The sequence below is a fragment of the Brevibacillus sp. NSP2.1 genome (assembly GCF_000470975.2).
In the GTDB taxonomy this organism is placed as follows: Bacteria; Bacillota; Bacilli; order Brevibacillales; family Brevibacillaceae; genus Brevibacillus; species Brevibacillus agri.
Genome location: NZ_CP048274.1, coordinates 3,939,068 through 3,955,939 on the forward strand (window position 1 = coordinate 3,939,068; position 16,872 = coordinate 3,955,939).

Here is a 16,872-nt window from a genome sequence, read left to right on the forward strand (position 1 = left end):
GGGTTGTTTTCAATTTTTCGCTGTTTGTTGCAAGGTCAGCGCCAAGCCTTCCTCCATCGACACTCTTCCTTGCCAGCCAAGCGCCTGAAGCGCGCGTGTGTCGGCCTGTGAGCACATAAGCTCCCCCGGCCGCTGCGCCAGTGCTCCGAATTGCAGTTGCGCCGTCGAGCGGGTCAGCGAATGGATTTTTTCCACCAGCTCGCGAACCGTGGTCGCGCTGCCCGTTCCCACCTGATAGTCCATGTACCTTGCTGGCAGCGAGTCTTTTTGCCGCAGCACGAGCAAATACGCCTCCACTACGTCAGCCACATACACAAAATCTCGCTTCTGCTCGCCGGAAGTAAGGGCGATCCTGGCCCCGTCCCGCATGCATTGGCGGATGATGAACGGGATGAATTTATCGGGCTGGTCGCCTGGCCCGTACACATGTTCCAGCCGCATATTGGCAAACGTCAGTCCGTGCTGTTTGGCGGTGAGCGCTCCCCATTCGGCAAACTGCTTTTTCGTCAGATGATAGCCCGCCAAATGCGTTGCGCCCGCAGCCAGGGAAGCGCGGGAAAACGTATCGGTATTCACAAACAACCCGGTTCCTTGCTCGCAGCATGCGTGTAGCAGGCGCAGAGGGAACAGCACATTGGCTTCCACCAGCGCCGCGTCCGACTCGTCCCGGCGTCCGTAAGCGGTTGCGGCATGAATGACGGCGTCAAAAGGGCCGTGCCGGGAAAAAACAGAAAGCAGGTCTGCCGCATCCGCATCGCAGGCGGCAAGCTCACTGGCGATATCTTCCAGCCGAGAGCAATCCGAGGTGCTCCGCTTCAAGATCGTCACCTGATGGCCCTCCCGCAGCAGCGCTCGCGCCAGATGGCTGCCCAAAAAGCCCGTCGCTCCGGTGAGCAATACTTTCATAATCGGCCCCCTTTTGCCTCGTCTGGCCGCGCTACTTCCACTCCGCTTTTCCGCTTTTCCATAAAGACTCCAAGTAGTTTTTGTCGCGCAGCGTGTCCATCGGATGCCAAAAGCCCGTGTGCCGATAGGCAGCGAGCTTCCCGTCCTGCGCCAGTTGCTCCAGCGGCCCCTGCTCAAAAACCGTCGCGTCGTCAGCCAGATAGGAAAAGACCTCCGGCTGCAACACGAAAAATCCGGCATTGATCCAGCCCCCGTCGCCACTCGGCTTTTCCTGGAAACCTTTGACCTGTCCGCTGGCAGCAAGGTCGAGCGCGCCAAATCTGCCCGGAGGCTGCACAGCGGTAATCGTCGCCAGCTTGCCGTGCGACTGGTGATAGGCGACGAGCGCGGCGATATCAATGTTGCCTACTCCATCGCCGTACGTGAGCATAAACGGCTCGTCGCCGATGAACGGCTGAATCCGCCTGATCCGGCCGCCCGTCATCGTATCTTTGCCCGTATCGATCAAGGTCACCCTCCACGGGTCGCGGCAGCGATTGTGCAAAATGACTTCGTTGCCCTGGCGAAAATCAAACGTCACATCCGACTGGTGCAAAAAATAATGGGCGAAAAACTCTTTAATCATGTAGCCTTTGTAGCCGAGGCAAATGACGAAGTCGTTGTACCCGTACTTCGAGTAGATGGACATGATGTGGCAAATGATCGGCTTTTCCCCGATTTCAATCAGGGGCTTCGGCCGAAGCTGCGATTCTTCGCCGATTCGCGTGCCATAGCCGCCAGCCAAAATGACGACCTTCATGAAGCCCCCTCCTTTCTGTATTGCTCGATGTGCGCAAGGCACACCTGCCGCATGTCTTCTTTGCGCTGGTAGGCTCTTGTCCATTCGACGATGCGATCCAGCGCCTGCTCGACTGTCCAGTGCGGCCGCCAGTGCAAAAGCTCTCGCGCCCTGGAGCTGTCCAGCTTCAAGGACGTCGTCTCATGGTAGGCGGCGCGGTCGGGGATGTGATAGGTCGCCTGCGCCCCCCATTTTTCGCACAGCCGCGCCGCCAGCCACTCGACGGTTTTGGCATCGTCCGCATCCGGCCCGAAGTTCCAGCTCGCCGAGTAGCGCTGGCTGTCTTCGCACAGCTTTTGCACGAGCAGCAAATATCCGTGCAGCGATTCCAAAACATGCTGCCAGGGACGGATCGCCTGCGGTTGGCGAAGCTGCATCGGCTCGCCGTCGAGCAGACTGCGGAGCAGATCGGGAACAAGGCGGCCAGGCGTAAAGTCGCCGCCGCCGATGACATTGCCAGCGCGTGCGGTCGCAATGCCGATCGGCGGCAAATCAGCCTGCGCTGTTCCCCCCTGAAAAAAGGAGGCCCGGTAGCAGGCGGTCACAAATTCCGCGCACGCCTTGCTGTTGGAGTACGGATCGTGCCCGCCCAGCGTGTCCACCTCCCGATACCCCCACGTCCACTCTTTGTTTTCGTAACATTTGTCGGTAGTGACATTGACGAGCGCCCTGACCGGAATCCCTGCCTCGCGCGCAGAACGAACCGCTTCCAGCAAGTACACCGTCCCCATCACATTCGTCTCATACGTAGCGACAGGCTCGGCGTACGACATCCCGACCAGCGGCTGGGCAGCCATGTGGATGACGATGTCGGGCCTTGCAGCGAGCAGTTCTTCCGTCAGCTTTTGGCTGGCGCGAATATCGCCTGTCACGGAATGAATCAACGAGTCGATGCGGCACAGCGCAAACAAACCCGGCTTTGTCGGCGCTGGCAGCGCGTAGCCGGTCACCCGGGCGCCGAGCGCATGCAGCAAAAGGCACATCCACGAGCCTTTGAAGCCGGTATGCCCCGTCAGAAACACTTTTTTTCCTCGCCAAAAGGTCGCGTCTGGTCGCATCATGCTTCACTGACCATTTCCATAATGTCGTGCCAGCTCATGCCCAGCCGAACGATGTCGTCCTCGACCAGCTTGCTGCCCATTTGCACCTCGATAATATCCAGGTCGCTTATCGCCTTGATCGCATGCTTGGCTCCTGCCGGGATTTCGACCACATCGCCTGGCTTGACGCGGAGCAGACGGTCATTCAGGACAAAATCGCCCTCGCCTTCCACGATCATCCAGACTTCGCTGCGAAAATGATGGTATTGGTAGCTCAAATTTTTTCCGGCGTGCAGGTGAAGCTGCTTGGTCAACACCTCGACCTTGTCGTTCATTTTCTGAAACTGCAAGACGTGGTACCAGCCCCACCTGCGCTCTTCGAACATCGGCCGCCGCGACCAGTCGTTGGCAATGTCTTTGACGATATGGCTTTTGTCTTTTGCCGCGACGAGAATCCCGTCCGGGCTGGCGGCCACAACGACATCCGACAGGCCAATCGTGACAATCGGCAAGTCCAATTCGTTGATGACGTGCGTGTTGGCACTCTCTTCCAGATGCACACGCCCAACCGAGCTGTCGCTCATCTCTTCTGTCAGCGTGTTCCAGGTCCCAAGGTCCTTCCAGTCGCCTTCGTAGGGCACGACCACGACATGCTTGGCTTTCTCGACAATCTCGTAGTCAAAGCTGATTTTCGGCAGCTCCAAATAGCGCGCGACTAGCTCATCGTAGTCGACAGGCAGCTTTTTCTTCTGCAATTCGCCCAGCAAATAGCCCAGGCGAAACGCAAAAACGCCGCAATTCCACAGCGCGCCCTGCGCCAGCAGCTTGTTTGCCGCCTCCACAGAAGGCTTTTCGGTAAAACGCTCGACCTGCAGGCAGCTTTGCGGACCTTTTTTCGTCTGGACCGGAATGATATAGCCGTACTTGGTTGAAGGATACGTCGGCGCGACGCCCATCAGCGCGAGGTCTGCTCCCGACTCTTTGATGACGCGCTCCAATCCTTTGAGCTTTTGAAAAAAATGGTCCTCCACAAACGAATCTACGGGCATGACGGTGACAACCTCGTCTGGCCCCAAATGCTCGACACTGTGCAAATAGCTGGCAATCAACGCGATTGTGGGAAACGTATCCCTTTTTTGCGGCTCCAAAATCAGCGGCACATTCGGCCCCAGTTGGTTGTATATGAGATCCACCTGCGATTGACTCGTCGAAATATAGGCCATATCCAGACATTGATTGGAAGCTAGTTGCCTCCACACCCGCTGAACCATGGACTCCGGCTCGCTTTCCCCGTTGCGAATCAGCTTCAAAAACTGTTTGGAGCGAACATCGTTGGAGAGCGGCCACAGTCTTTTGCCCGAACCGCCCGATAGCAACACCAGTTTCATCCAGGCCACCTCTGTCCGTTAAACTTCATGCATGAATCATCATATGAAACGATGGTAGAGGGTGACCGTTTTGCGAGTGAAAATGGTCTGTTCTCCCGCTTTTTTCCGCAACCGCGCCTACCAGACAAACGCCCCGACGCTACAGGTCGGGGCATGGCCTCTATCGGATTGCGGCAACTCACGCCTGCGCGGTCCACTTGACTGCGGCGTAGTCGTAAAAGTAGATTCCCGGCTGCCGGGGAATGTGCGGAAACCAGAAGTCTTTCATGTAGCTTTTGGCCGTCAGCCCTTGAAAATGCAGCGAGTACAACCGCTTGAAAGCACCGCTGGCCAGATCCTTGCAAAAAAGCTTTCCGTCGATTGCATACACTTTTTTCTTGCCTGCCAGACTCTCGGCCCAGAGCGGTCGATTCAAATTTTCGTCGAAAAAGGCATCGCCAAACGTCCCGTGCGTATGTGATCTGCCGGAGTAAGAGCGGAAGTAAAGCAGAAAAAGCACCATATCCGACACAAGTGGCACCCCTTCGATCACCTGGTCGAATTCGAGAGTCTTCTGCACAAGCAGCCGAAACATTTGCGGGTTCACAAAATATTGCATCGTCATGTTGCAGAATCGATCCAGCGTGTCCAAGCCTATGAAACTTGTCCACGCGAACTCCATGGAAAACGCTTGAAACTCGGGCTGATTGACATTGGTGTAGAGCATCACGTCCGAGTCCAGGTAAAAGCAGCTCTGCAGCCTGTTTTTGCGCATGAAGTCGCGGAGAATAAACCAGCGCTGAAAACAGAACAGATTATATTCGTAGCTCATGACATGCATGTGCCGATACACCTTCGCAAACATTTGCGCCGTCTGCATGTACGAATCCAGCGGAACATGGATGATGCCCGGAGCGGCATGTTTGCGATTCGCCTCTTTGCCGAGCAGGTAGACGGGAGATTGGGGGTTGCTGAGCTTTGCTTGCCGCAAGCTGTAGGCTAGATAGTCGTCATCGCCCCTGTGCATGAAAATGATAGGCAAGGTCATCGGTGCACCCCTCCTGTTCATTCATTTTTCCTTCACCTTATGCGTTTTTGGCTGCGGCGGAAACGGCCACTGCTTGCGCCTGCTGCCTAAATCCGCCGCCCTGTGCCAGAGAATGGGGGATTACACCCGTTTCCCGCCATCTGCGGCGTTCATATCGTAATGTAGCATGATCGCTATTTGGCATAGTCAGCCGATTTTCTCGAAGGAGGTACATGAGTGGGAGGAACATGGACAGACAGGGAAATCCTGGCCGAAATCGGAAAACGTACATGGTACCATAAAATTCAACTGCGCCCTGGGATCGCCACCCCCGGCCTGAAAATTTTGGAGCCGCTCTGGGAGAGTACGCGCAAGTCCAGAGCACACATCAGCTACACGGGCAAACGCGTGCTGGACATCGCCAGCTTTGACGGGATGTGGGCTTTCGAGGCAGAGAAGCTCGGCGCCTCGCTTGTCGTCGCTACCGATTGCATGCAGCCTCTGTACTCCAATTTTGAACTGTGCAAAGACATTCTCGGCAGCAAGGTGCTTCCGTTGTATAACATTTCTCCGTACAACCTGTGGGAAGGGCTGAAAGTGCTGCTGATGGACGATTTTACCGTTCCGCTGCCGTTCCCGCAGCAAATCCGCCACAACTTGTTCGATATCGTTCAGCATACCGGCCTCCTCTATCACGTGCGCGATCCGCTGTGGACGTTGTCGCAAGCGCGCAGCGTCATCAAGACGGGAGGACATCTGCTTTTGGAGACCGCCTGCATCCTGGACGACAACGAATCAAAAATGATCTACAACGGCCCTCCCGGCAACATGACCCGAATCTATCACGACATCACCACCTACTGGATTCCTTCCATCAGGTGCTTGCGGGAAATGCTCGCCAGCACGCTGTTTGAAGTATTGCCGCAAAGCATCTCGACGATCAGCTCAGGAACGAAAAACAACTATCCGATCGGCCGCGTCACCATGGTGGCAAGAGCGATCAGCGGGCGCGAAACCGCCGCCGATTCGTATGCGGAGCTGCTGCGCATTTACCGTAATCCGGGCTTGGTTCCTGACTACCTGTAATCGCTGTACGCACGAGGCACTGTGGACGGGCAACCGGGTGTGCGCTCCCTCACCATCGCGAGGGCGCACACCTGCTTGCTTTTTGCCGCCCACAAAAATAAGAAAAGTATCCCGATGCAAAATCCGGTTCTTGTACATATTGTATTGCAGGCGTGCTGTTTATTGCTGCGCTGACTTCTTGGAAAGGAGTGACAGAAGTGTCTAGTGGGCAGCTACCTCTCGTCAGTATCGTAACCCCTTCCTTCAACCAGGCAAAATTTATTCGCGAGACGATCAACAGCGTGCTTCTCCAGGACTACCCGAATCTGGAGATGATCGTGATCGACGGCGGGTCGACAGACGGTACACTCGCCATTTTGCAGGAATACGCCAACGCGGACAGCCGCTTCCGATATATTTCCGAGCCGGACAACGGGCAATCTCATGCGCTCAACAAAGGCTTTACGATGTCGCAAGGAACGATCATCGGCTGGCTCAACTCGGACGATACTTATCTTCCCGGAGCGATCCGCAAGGCGGTTAACGCGCTTTTGCAACACCCGGCTTGGGGAATGGTTCATGGGAAATGCCAGGTCATCAATGAACACAGCCAGGCCGTCAACACATTTCCTTCCTCGCACGCCGATTCCAAGCAGTTGTACTACACCTGCTGCATCTGCCAGCCCGCTGCTTTTATTCGCCGCCACGTCATCGCGCAGATGGGCGGCGTGGACGAAAAGCTGCATTTTTGCATGGACTACGAACTCTGGATGCGGATCGCCAAGTTTCATCAGATCGGCTTCGTCCCGGAGTTTTTCGCCAACGCGCGCATCCACGCAACCTGCAAGTCGACGACCCAGTGGCACTCGGTCGGGATTCCGGAAGTGTTCAAGTCGCTCGCCAAGCATTATTCGAGCATTCCCAGCGGTTGGGTGTCACACGTCTCGCAATATCGCGGGATGGGCGTCATTGACCTGTTGAAAATATACAAGTCGTTCCCTTCCAATTCCGCGCAAGTCACGAGCATGAACCGTTTTGCCGGCTCATGGGCTCCCCCTGTCCTGCGCATTATCGTCCAGTCCGATCCGGCGAATCCCGCGCACATCCTGCTCATTAAAGGCCAAGTTCCCGCGGCCCGCGCGAAGCTGGAAAAACCTTTTCACTTGACTGCGCTCGTAAACGGGGGGCGAGCCAAGACATTTACCGTAGAAAAATCGCAGTTCGCCCTGGAAATTCCGCTCGATCCGCGCACGAACGTTCATCGCGTAGACATCTCTTCTTCGCTCATCACCCCATCGTCTGTCCCGTCCTTGCAAAACAGGCTGGTCGGAGGTTATCAGGCCGAAGAAGTGATTCCGCTCTCCCACGATGAATTTGTGGTGTACCAAACGTTTTCCAGAGCGTGACAGACTTCACATGTACAGTCTCGTTTCGATGACGGCCGCCGCTCCCGCGATTGCCAGCAGGAGCAGAATCGGGTAGGCGGCTGGTACATACGCGTACACCGCCACCGTCAATACGGCCACCCACATGCCCATGCACCAGTGGCAACTGAGCAGCTCGCCAATCCAGCGGCGCACTTTTCCTCCTTTGAACCGGTATTGGCGATTCATTTGCCCGCTGGCGTCCGCTTCGTACACGACGGTAAAAAATGGCTTGCGCAGAAAAGAAGTGATTTCGTCATAGACGATCAAATGAGTGAGACGAAAGCTGGCCAACACGAGAATGACCAGGTCAATCCACGAGATGCCAAACATCCACTTTTCCCTCTTTCCAATATTTTGTGGTTTTCTTTGCGGTGGAATCTCTAGTACCATGGGAGGGCGACAAACCAGAGAAAGGCGTGATGACATGAATCGCAACATTTCGAAGATTGCAGCTATCCTTTCCCTGTCCGTCACCTTCACCATGATCGGACAACCAGCCTTTGCCAAAACGACTTTTTCCCCTTTGAAAAAAGGGATGAATAATGCGCGTGTACTCGAAGTGGAAAAAATGCTCGATGCCCTGCACTTCGACCATAAGCTGAAAGTAGACAAGCTTTATACCGCCGACACGGTTTACAACGTCAAGCAATTTCAAAAGAAATACAAGCTCAAGCAAACGGGAATCGTCAACAAGGCTACCTACGACAAGCTGAAAAAGACGTACAATGCGCTTGCGAAAAAGCCTGCGCCAAAGCCGGAAACACCTGCCAAACCTTCCCAGCCAGCCGACCAGTCGGTGACGCTCAAGCTGGGCACCACAGGTGAGCGCGTCAAAGATTTGCAAAAGATGCTCGCCGACCTGGGCTACAAGGTAACTGCGACAGGCAATTTCGACGACTCGACCCGTTTTGCCGTCATGCTGTTCCAATCCCGCAACAAGCAAACGTTGACGGGTGAAGCGGATGCGAAGACGTACAAAGCGATTGAAACCCAGTACAAGAACAACAAAAATCAACCGAAGCCAGACCCGGCACCAACTCCAACGCCGAAGCCGCCAGTAACTCCAGCGCCGACGCCAACTCAGCCGGAACCCCCGCAAAAGCCGGACACGGGCGCACAAGTGCCGTTGCCTGCCGAGCTTACGGCAGACGAAAAAGAAATGGTGCAACTGGTGAACCAGGAGCGCGCGAGCCGCGGACTCGCTCCGTATCAGGTAGACATGCAACTGGTCAAAGTAGCGCGCGTCAAGGCGCAGGAAATGGTCAGCAAAGGCTACTTCAGCCACACCTCTCCGACGTACGGCTCGCCTTTCCAGATGATGGACACCTTTGGTATTCATTATATTGCGGCCGCAGAAAACATTGCCCAAAATCCGTCCGTGAGCGGCGCCCATCAAATGTTCATGAACTCTTCGGGCCACAAGGCGAACATCGTCAGCTCCACCTACGACTACGTCGGGATTGCTGTCGTGAACGGCGGCCCGCACGGAAAAACGTTCGTGCAAATGTTTTTGAAAAAGTAAACCACCCGAATGGAAAAGCCATCATTTCGCTTCCGAAATGGTGGCTTTTTTTTGCTCAAAACGACACAGCGATCCGGTTGTTGGCGGAAAAATGCACCGATTGATCGTTGCAGAGGACGATTCCTTCCACGACGATCGCTTTGCCCGACTCTTGCTTCAGGAAGGAAACCTGGAAGTTTTGAAACGATTCTGCCGACTGCGGGGGAATCACCACTGGCTGGATGGGCGCAATCCAGTATTCGCCCCGCTCCATCGCCTGCGCGAACCAGTCGTCGTCGAGGTATCTCCAGCCTTTCAGGCCGTTGCTTCCTTGCACGGCCAACGTTTCCACGAGCTTTGGCGGCAAAATTTGCCCGCCCATCTTGATCGAATCGGCAGGCGTCACCCGCAGGCACACGATCGGGTTGTACAGCACCTCTGTCCCCGTATTTTTGACTTGCAGCGTGCCGATCAACAAGTACGGCTTCTCGGCTGAGTCGGAGTGGATCAGCGTATAGTCGAAAAACACTTCTGCCGCCGTCCGCGGTTCTGTGGACGGTTCTTGAGGCTGGTCGGATGTAGTTGCTTCTATTGGAATAGGAGCAGTTGCTTCTGCTTGCAGCACCTGCACCGTTCCTGCTTGTTGCGCCGCTCCTGCCTGCTCCACGGTTCCTGCTCGCTGCGCCGCTTCTGCCTGCTCCACGGTTCCCGCGTCAGCCTGCCCCGCTACCGCCTGGGTCGCCCGTTCCTCCCCTTCGTTTTCAACCGCCAGCAAAGCCGCTTCCTGCTGCTCGCTTTCCTCTTTTCCATCCCGCTCATCCTCGTGCGCTTCCGGCCGATCAAGCAGCAGCTCTACCTCATCCAGCAGTTCCGCCTCAGCATCTGCCAGCGTCGTCGAATCTGCGGCACGGCTTTCTTCCGTTGTCCATACGCTGGAGTAAAACAGCTTCAAAATGTTCGGCGGGAGGTAGGCCAGCGGCTGAATGCGCAAGCCGCTCTGCATATACTCCAAAATTCCCGAAGCGAGGTAGAAAGCAATTTTTTCCCCATACGTCCTGCGGCGATGCACTTCGGTATGCAGCGGAATTTGCAGTTGGATGTGCACGATTCCGCTAGTTTGCTTTGAGCCTTTGCTCACCTTTTGCTGGCAAGGGATTCCGGTCTGCTTCAGCTCTGCCTGCAGGCATCTGATGAGCTCCCTTTGCCGCTCGTTCTCGTGCGGATACAGAACGAGCCGCGTTTTTTCCAGCAGACGCAGCTCCTTCATGCTGAACCTAATCGCGATATCGGTATTTTTGGCGAGGGCGAGGTTGTTTTTCGTCAGCACGACCTCCATGCCATAATCGGAGACGAACCGCTGCACCTTGCCCAGCACTTCCCATTCATAGGCGGCTTCTGTAGCAGAGCTTCCTGTGAAGAGAACGCAAACCTTGCCTTTCAATCCCGAATCCAGATCAATCCGTTTTTGTTTCGGGTCCCATTTCAGTTGAAATCCGTTTTGCTTGCAAAATAAGCGAAAAGCAGGCAGAGCCGCGTACGGCATCGTCCCGCCACGCTGCCCGCTGTAGTAGACCTCGACGTCCATCTCCGTTCACTCCCTTACGACACTAGCTAAACTCACTCCGCCATATTGTATGAACGCCCAGTGGCAAAAGTGAGCAATTTTGGCACTGGGCGTTCCTTCCCAGGCTGTACGGCATACCATGGCAACTAGAAAGGAGTGGTCATATGTCCGTCGAGCAACCGCCGCTGATCTCTATCATCATTCCTGTAAAAAATGAAGGAGACAATGTGCGCTCCACGATTACTTCCCTCGTCAATACGAGAACGAATATGAGCTATGAAGTCATCGTGGTCGATGATGCTTCTACTGATAATGGCTGTCATTTTTTGCGCCAACAGGAAACCGGCAAAAACATCAAGCTGATTACGACAGAAGGCATCGGGGCCGCTGCCGCGAGAAATCTGGGCGTGGAGCAGTCGCGTGGAAAATATTTGATCTTTTGCGATGCTCACCTCACTTTTGAAAACTTTTGGATCGACCGCATGCTGGAGCTGGTTCTCACGAAAAAGGCGGACGGCGTCGCCCCGGGAATCGCCTCCATGACCGAGCCGCACAAGATCGGCTACGGCCAAAAGCTCGATCAGAAGCTCGGCGTCGTCTGGTATCCGAACCCGCATCGCCCTTCTCCGGTCGCGATTTTGCCAGGGGGCTGCTTTCTCGTCACGCGGGAGGCGTTTTTGAAGGTGGGCGGCTTTGATCGCGGCTTTCGCGTCTGGGGCTTTGAAGACATCGAATTTTCCATCAAAATGTGGCTGTTCGGATTCACTTGCCTGGTCCATCCTTCCGTGAAAATTTTGCACCTGTTCCGGCAAACCCATCCTTATACAGTGGTGCACGAGCACATCTACTACAACATGCTGCGGATGGCGTACAGCCATTTTAACGAACAGCGGATCGAGGCGACGAAAAAGCTCATCGTGTACGCGAATGCGAACGAGATCGAAGACGACGTCCTCACCTCCGGCGCAGCGGCCCAGCGAATCCGCTACCTCGCCCAGCGCAAGCGCGATGACAACTGGTTTTTCCAACAGTTCCAGATCCCGTTTTGATCCGTCCTTCACCTAAAAATGGGCATTCGTTGACAAGCAAATTTCCCCTTGCCCACATAGTATGTAACTGCAAAGCAAATCCCCTAGGAAAGGAAGGATTCTTACGGTGAAACATCCTGTGAAGCCCATTATGGGTCGCCAGCTCCCTACACCGACGCCGACCGCTACTCCTCCGATCCCGAACAACCTTCAGGAAGAGTGTATTCGCGTCCAAAAGGTGTACGACTGGGTCGTTCTAGCTAACAGCTACCGCAACAAGATTGCCCTTCCCGACGATTGTCGAGCTCTTGTGGACGCAGCTATTCGCGCTGGGCAAGAAATCACGATTTCGTGCGTGGAGCCTGTGTCTCCCGGACCTACTTGCAATGTCGTCAGCATTCGCCGTGAAAACATCACCGTCAATGGAACCACCGTTCGCGTAGGTGTCGTCCGCTTCGTGTTCGGCGCAACCGTTGTCGTGCGTATATTCGCAGACGGAACGCCACTCTGCGAGTTCACGACAACCGTCCAGTTCGATCAGGAGGTCGTACTCTGCCTGCCTGAACCACTCGACGAGGACAACATCGTTTGCCGCATCAGCGCCCTGGAGTGCAACCCAACTGGAAACGTCCTCCTCGGCGGCATGGTTCAACTCGATGTCATTGTCTGCGTGGAAATCCAGGTCGAAGCGGAAGTCAAACTGGAAGTGCTGGCCAAATTCTGCTCGCCACGTCCTAACAACATTCCTGTACCATCGCCAACGCCTTCCTTCCGTTGCCCGCCGATCACGTTCCCGCCACAATGCCCGCCAATCTTCCCAGTTCGCAACTGCGATTGCCAGGCGTCCGTGAACGCACTGATTCCGAACGTTTCGATCAGCATCGGTATCCCGCTCGAACTCGCCGTCGGTACTATCCAACTGATCGCCGACATCTGCCCAAGCTGCGATCCGTCCAGCAGCTCGTTTACCTTTAACTTCTTTGACACTGTCCTTACTGATCTGTTGGGCGACCAAAGCTTCAACTTCTCGCCGACTTCGATCAGTTCGCCGACATGCATTACCGTCCTGCCAGGCATCGAGCTGTTGACTGGTCTCGTCGTGACAGGTACCGGGGTAAGAACGTTTACCGCAACCGGCACCCAAGAGATCCTGACCTACTCGTTGACTCTCGCCGAAACTGGCCTTGGCCTGCCGGACGTCATAATCCTGACTCTGACCGATACAAACGGCGTTCTCGTCTTCTCTGCCAACATCACCATCGTTCCAGACGAGCAACTGCTTGTGCGCGATTGCGTCACCTTCCAGGATATCGTCATCACCACACCGTAAAGACTCCGCGACCAATAAATGCGTTCCTACCGGGAGAAGGCCATGGCTTCTCCCTTTTTTGCGTTTCGTCTGCGGTTTCGTTTGCTCTACCGGGATACATGCACCATTTTGCATGCGTTACATATGTCTATAGAGGATCATCTTACGGAAAAAAGGAGGACAACACGGTGCTTAAAAAGAGAACCTCCAGCACAAGCAAGCCCAAAGCCGGAAACGAGAAGCTCCTTTTGCTGAAAAAACAGGCGTACTACTACGAAGACAAAGCAAACCAACTGGGCCTGCGCGTCGTGGAGCTTGAAGAACAAATAGAAGCGATCAGCCAGGAAAACCAGGAGTACCAAAACCAACTGGAGGAGCTGCAGCAGACGCTTTCCACGCTGGATCAGAAAGCAAATGAATGGCAACAGTACACCGATCAGTCGCAAAAGCTGCTCGCCGAGCTGGAAGCAAAGCTCGACCACTACCAGAACCTGTCGCAGCAGCGCGAAAAGGCCATTGCCGCCTATAAAGACCGGGAAGGCAAGCTGAAGCAAACGATCGAAGAGTTGAAACAAGAAATACACAACCAGGAAAAGTCTCCCCGTCTGGCAGAGGCGCTCTCCAAGCACGAGGCCCAGGAAGCCCACTTGCGGGAGCATATTGAACTGCTGCAGCGCAGGGTGGAGAGCTTCGAGAAAAAAGAAGCGCAATGGGAGCAGCGGCTGGCCGAGCTGAAAGCATTCGAGTCTGCGAGCGAGCACGCGCTAAAGCAACTGGAAAGCGCGAGGCAAAAAGAAGCTGAATTGACGCAGATTATCGCCTCCCAGGAGCAAATCAATGCGAAACTGCATGAAGAGCAGCAACAGCAGCGCAGTAATATGGAAGAACTGCTTGCGGAACGCCAGCATTTGCTCGAGGCGATTACCCGGCTGGAGCAGCAGGAACAATCATGGAAAAAAGCGTTTGACCATATGCACACCGAATACGAGAGCGCGCAGCAGATCGAGCAGGAGCAGCTTACCCAGTTGGAACAGTTGCAAGGGCAACTGGCGCAAAAAGACGCCGAGCTGCAAGCAGCCCAGCAAGCTTACGAGGAACTGAGCGACCAGCACGACCAGACGCTGGAACAGCTCCACACCGCCACACAGCAGCTCGATGCATCGAGCAAACAGTTGGAAGATACGACCTCGCAGTTGCACAGCACCTCTGCCCAGCTCGACGTAACGAGCAAGCAGTTGGAAGACGCAACCTCGCAGCTTCAAAGCACCTCTGCCCAGCTCGACGAAACGAGCAAACAGTTGGATGACACGACCTCGCAGTTGCACAGCACCTCTGCCCAGCTTGACGAAACGAGTAGGCAACTGGACGCCGCTTCCGAACAGCTCGAAGCCGCCAAAGATCGCGAAACGCAGCTTTTGGCGAAGCAACAGCAGTTCGAGAGTACTATCGCTCATTGGGAGCAGCAGGAGCTGATCTGGACAGAAAAGCTGGACCGAAAAGACGCCGAGCTGCAAACGGCTCGCCTCGCCTATCAGGAACTGAGCGACAAGCACGACCAGACGCTTGAACAGCTCCACACCACCACACAGCAGTTCGATGAAACGAGCAAACAGTTGGAAGATACGACCTCGCAGTTGCACAGCACCTCTGCCCAGCTTGACGAAACGAGTAGGCAACTGGACGCCGCTTCCGAACAGCTCGAAGCCGCCAAAGATCGCGAAACGCAGCTTTTGGCGAAGCAACAGCAGTTCGAGAGTACTATCGCTCATTGGGAGCAGCAGGAGCTGATCTGGACAGAAAAGCTGGACCGAAAAGACGCCGAGCTGCAAACGGCTCGCCTCGCCTATCAGGAACTGAGCGACAAGCACGACCAGACGCTTGAACAGCTCCACACCACCACACAGCAGTTCGATGAAACGAGCAAACAGTTGGAAGATACGACCTCGCAGTTGCACAGCACCTCTGCCCAGCTTGACGAAACGAGTAGGCAACTGGACGCCGCTTCCGAACAGCTCGAAGCCGCCAAAGATCGCGAAACGCAGCTTTTGGCGAAGCAACAGCAGTTCGAGAGTACTATCGCTCATTGGGAGCAGCAGGAGCTGATCTGGACAGAAAAGCTGGACCGAAAAGACGCCGAGCTGCAAACGGCTCGCCTCGCCTATCAGGAACTGAGCGACAAGCACGACCAGACGCTTGAACAGCTCCACACCACCACACAGCAGCTCGACGAAACGAGCAAGCAGTTGGAAGACGCGACCTCGCAATGGCAAAGCACCTCTTCGCAGCTCGATGCTACGACCCGCCAACTGGAAACGGCAACCAAGCAACTCGAAGTCGCTGCCCAACAGCTCGAAGCCGCGCGCGATCACGAGACGCAGCTTTTGGCGAAGCAGCAACAGCTCGAAGCGAGTATCACGCACTGGGAACAGCAGGAGGCGTCGTGGAAACAGACGCTTGAGCAAAAAGACGCCGAGTTGCAAGCGGCGGCCAAAAGCTACGCGGAATTGAGCAGCAAGCACGACCAGACGCTGCGACAACTGCGCACCGCCGAAGAAAAGCTGACCCAGCAGCAGAAAGAGGAAAGCAGTTGGAACAAGCGGCTCGAAGACACCATCCAGTCGTTTAAACAGCAGCTCAAAGAAAAAGAAAAGCAGCTTGAGCAAATTACTACTCAGGAGCTTGTCTTGAAAAAGACAGTCGCCGGGCTGAAACAGCTAGTCAAGGAGCACCAGGAGAAAGAGGAGAAATACAGACAAGCTATAAAAGACTTCAGCCAAAAGGAAGCGCGGGCGAACAAGGCGCTGAGCCAAATGCCGAGCACCAGCCATTCGACGGCAAACGTCTCGTCTTCCACTCCCCTGTCGTTCCAGATGCCGCCGCACACCCAGCAAGGGAACACATTCAACCCGTTCAAGTGACCTGCCCCAATGTGCCATAGCCGTTACCACTCGGCGCCTTGCTGAATAAAACATAGTACAGTACAGAAAGAGAGGGATATCCATGACACCAGATCAACTTCGCGCACTTTACAATCAGCGTCAGCAACGCCCCGTTCGCCAAGGCATGCGTCCTTTGGGAATGCCGCCATCGCCACTGCCAAAATCCGGGCCTGTGCACAACGTCAAACCCATTGTCCAAACCAAAACAACCGGGGGATGCTGCGGCAGGCGTTGGCAAGGCTAATGCAGTAAAAACACCCTTTTCCATGACCCGTTCTGTGTGGGAAGAAATGATCCTGCATTGCCAGGAAGAAAAACCGTATGAGGCATGCGGCTTGCTTTCGGGAAGAGGCGGCAGCGCCGAAACCATCTGGCGGATGGAAAACATTTTGAAGCGACCCGACGCTTTTGCCATGAACACGCGGCAAATCCAGAAGGTGCTACAAAAAATCGCATTCCGGGGGGAAAATCTGGTCGGAATCTACCATTCCCATCCAACTGCTCCACCCGTGCCGTCCACGGAAGACATCGCCCACGCCAACTATCCGGAAGCGGCCTATCTCATCGTCTCCCTTGCTTCGCCAAAGCCTGCACTCGGTTGTTATCGCATTTGGGGGGCGAGGGCCTTTTCATGCCCTCTCCAGCTTGAATAAAAAAACAGACAGAACGGCGGGGTCATCGCTCCCGCCGTTCTGTCTGTTCTATTGTCGTGACGATCAGCCATTCCCGCTGTTCCCAACTGACAAAATCATCTTCCCACAACACCTGACACCGTTCCTGGTCGATGTTGATGACGACACCTCTGGCACCATCTTTCACAAATACGACCCCATCGCCTACTTGTATCACCGGTATCGCCGC

The 16,872-nt window shown here is 55.1% G+C and carries 15 protein-coding genes; 7 read left to right on the forward strand and 8 right to left on the reverse strand.

Annotated features, from left to right (window positions below):
- Positions 1-9: 9 nt before the first annotated feature.
- The 5 genes from M655_RS19105 to M655_RS19125 all read right to left on the reverse strand — a co-directional run bounded on the left by M655_RS19105 (position 10) and on the right by M655_RS19125 (position 5,199).
- Complete coding sequence (locus M655_RS19105) at positions 10-906, reverse strand: NAD-dependent epimerase/dehydratase family protein (RefSeq protein ID WP_005833759.1); 897 nt, start codon at positions 904-906, stop codon at positions 10-12.
- A 31-nt stretch (positions 907-937) separates the two neighbouring features.
- Positions 938-1,705: a glucose-1-phosphate cytidylyltransferase gene (gene rfbF / locus M655_RS19110; RefSeq protein WP_005833761.1), complete on the reverse strand. Its 768-nt coding sequence runs from the start codon at positions 1,703-1,705 to the stop codon at positions 938-940.
- Entirely contained in the window at positions 1,702-2,805 is a 1,104-nt protein-coding gene (rfbG, locus tag M655_RS19115) for a CDP-glucose 4,6-dehydratase (RefSeq protein WP_007783317.1), read from the reverse strand. Before rfbG ends, rfbF begins: the two co-directional genes overlap by 4 nt.
- Complete coding sequence (locus M655_RS19120) at positions 2,802-4,172, reverse strand: sugar phosphate nucleotidyltransferase (RefSeq protein ID WP_005833764.1); 1,371 nt, start codon at positions 4,170-4,172, stop codon at positions 2,802-2,804. Before M655_RS19120 ends, rfbG begins: the two co-directional genes overlap by 4 nt.
- Before the next feature lie 178 nt (positions 4,173-4,350).
- Positions 4,351-5,199: a hypothetical protein gene (locus M655_RS19125; RefSeq protein WP_005833766.1), complete on the reverse strand. Its 849-nt coding sequence runs from the start codon at positions 5,197-5,199 to the stop codon at positions 4,351-4,353.
- A gap of 216 nt (positions 5,200-5,415) precedes the next feature.
- On the opposite strand from M655_RS19125, the gene M655_RS19130 reads away from it, so the two are divergent.
- Positions 5,416-6,264, forward strand: coding sequence for a DUF1698 domain-containing protein (locus M655_RS19130; protein WP_005833768.1), 849 nt, complete (start codon positions 5,416-5,418; stop codon positions 6,262-6,264).
- Between the two features lie 197 nt (positions 6,265-6,461).
- A complete protein-coding gene (locus M655_RS19135) occupies positions 6,462-7,649 on the forward strand; it encodes a glycosyltransferase family 2 protein (protein ID WP_007783306.1) in 1,188 nt (395 codons plus the stop codon).
- A gap of 6 nt (positions 7,650-7,655) precedes the next feature.
- Here M655_RS19135 and M655_RS19140 read toward each other — a convergent pair whose 3' ends face one another.
- Positions 7,656-8,000 (reverse strand): DUF1360 domain-containing protein, encoded by a 345-nt coding sequence (locus tag M655_RS19140; protein ID WP_005833772.1) that lies wholly within the window; start codon positions 7,998-8,000, stop codon positions 7,656-7,658.
- Between the two features lie 94 nt (positions 8,001-8,094).
- Here M655_RS19140 and M655_RS19145 point away from each other — a divergent pair, with 94 nt between their 5' ends.
- Positions 8,095-9,192: a peptidoglycan-binding protein gene (locus M655_RS19145; protein ID WP_007783303.1), complete on the forward strand. Its 1,098-nt coding sequence runs from the start codon at positions 8,095-8,097 to the stop codon at positions 9,190-9,192.
- A 55-nt stretch (positions 9,193-9,247) separates the two neighbouring features.
- Here M655_RS19145 and M655_RS19150 read toward each other — a convergent pair whose 3' ends face one another.
- Complete coding sequence (locus tag M655_RS19150; protein ID WP_007783302.1) at positions 9,248-10,756, reverse strand: hypothetical protein; 1,509 nt, start codon at positions 10,754-10,756, stop codon at positions 9,248-9,250.
- Positions 10,757-10,899: 143 nt separating this feature from the next.
- Here M655_RS19150 and M655_RS19155 point away from each other — a divergent pair, with 143 nt between their 5' ends.
- The 4 genes from M655_RS19155 to M655_RS19170 all read left to right on the forward strand — a co-directional run bounded on the left by M655_RS19155 (position 10,900) and on the right by M655_RS19170 (position 16,664).
- Complete coding sequence (locus tag M655_RS19155) at positions 10,900-11,784, forward strand: glycosyltransferase family 2 protein (RefSeq protein ID WP_026557779.1); 885 nt, start codon at positions 10,900-10,902, stop codon at positions 11,782-11,784.
- Between the two features lie 106 nt (positions 11,785-11,890).
- Positions 11,891-13,093: a BMQ_0737 family morphogenetic spore coat protein gene (locus M655_RS19160; protein WP_081414736.1), complete on the forward strand. Its 1,203-nt coding sequence runs from the start codon at positions 11,891-11,893 to the stop codon at positions 13,091-13,093.
- Between the two features lie 167 nt (positions 13,094-13,260).
- Positions 13,261-15,990, forward strand: a complete 2,730-nt coding sequence (locus M655_RS19165) for a coiled-coil domain-containing protein (protein WP_286085868.1) — start codon at positions 13,261-13,263, stop codon at positions 15,988-15,990.
- 311 nt (positions 15,991-16,301) lie between these two features.
- Positions 16,302-16,664, forward strand: coding sequence for a M67 family metallopeptidase (locus M655_RS19170; protein ID WP_005833783.1), 363 nt, complete (start codon positions 16,302-16,304; stop codon positions 16,662-16,664).
- 22 nt (positions 16,665-16,686) lie between these two features.
- Here M655_RS19170 and M655_RS19175 read toward each other — a convergent pair whose 3' ends face one another.
- On the reverse strand, positions 16,687-16,860 hold the full coding sequence (locus M655_RS19175) for a hypothetical protein (protein ID WP_005833785.1): 174 nt from the start codon (positions 16,858-16,860) through the stop codon (positions 16,687-16,689).
- Between the last annotated feature and the right edge of the window lie 12 nt (positions 16,861-16,872).

Excerpts from the sequence above, each read along its gene's own strand:
- M655_RS19125 (WP_005833766.1), bottom strand. The coding sequence starts at position 5,199 with ATGACCTTGCCTATCATTTTCATGCACAGGGGCGATGACGACTATCTA.
- M655_RS19140 (WP_005833772.1), bottom strand. The coding sequence starts at position 8,000 with ATGTTTGGCATCTCGTGGATTGACCTGGTCATTCTCGTGTTGGCCAGC.
- M655_RS19155 (WP_026557779.1), top strand. The coding sequence starts at position 10,900 with ATGTCCGTCGAGCAACCGCCGCTGATCTCTATCATCATTCCTGTAAAA.
- rfbF (WP_005833761.1), bottom strand. The coding sequence starts at position 1,705 with ATGAAGGTCGTCATTTTGGCTGGCGGCTATGGCACGCGAATCGGCGAA.
- M655_RS19170 (WP_005833783.1), top strand. The coding sequence starts at position 16,302 with ATGATCCTGCATTGCCAGGAAGAAAAACCGTATGAGGCATGCGGCTTG.
- M655_RS19145 (WP_007783303.1), top strand. The coding sequence starts at position 8,095 with ATGAATCGCAACATTTCGAAGATTGCAGCTATCCTTTCCCTGTCCGTC.
- rfbG (WP_007783317.1), bottom strand. The coding sequence starts at position 2,805 with ATGATGCGACCAGACGCGACCTTTTGGCGAGGAAAAAAAGTGTTTCTG.
- M655_RS19150 (WP_007783302.1), bottom strand. The coding sequence starts at position 10,756 with ATGGACGTCGAGGTCTACTACAGCGGGCAGCGTGGCGGGACGATGCCG.
- M655_RS19120 (WP_005833764.1), bottom strand. The coding sequence starts at position 4,172 with ATGAAACTGGTGTTGCTATCGGGCGGTTCGGGCAAAAGACTGTGGCCG.
- M655_RS19105 (WP_005833759.1), bottom strand. The coding sequence starts at position 906 with ATGAAAGTATTGCTCACCGGAGCGACGGGCTTTTTGGGCAGCCATCTG.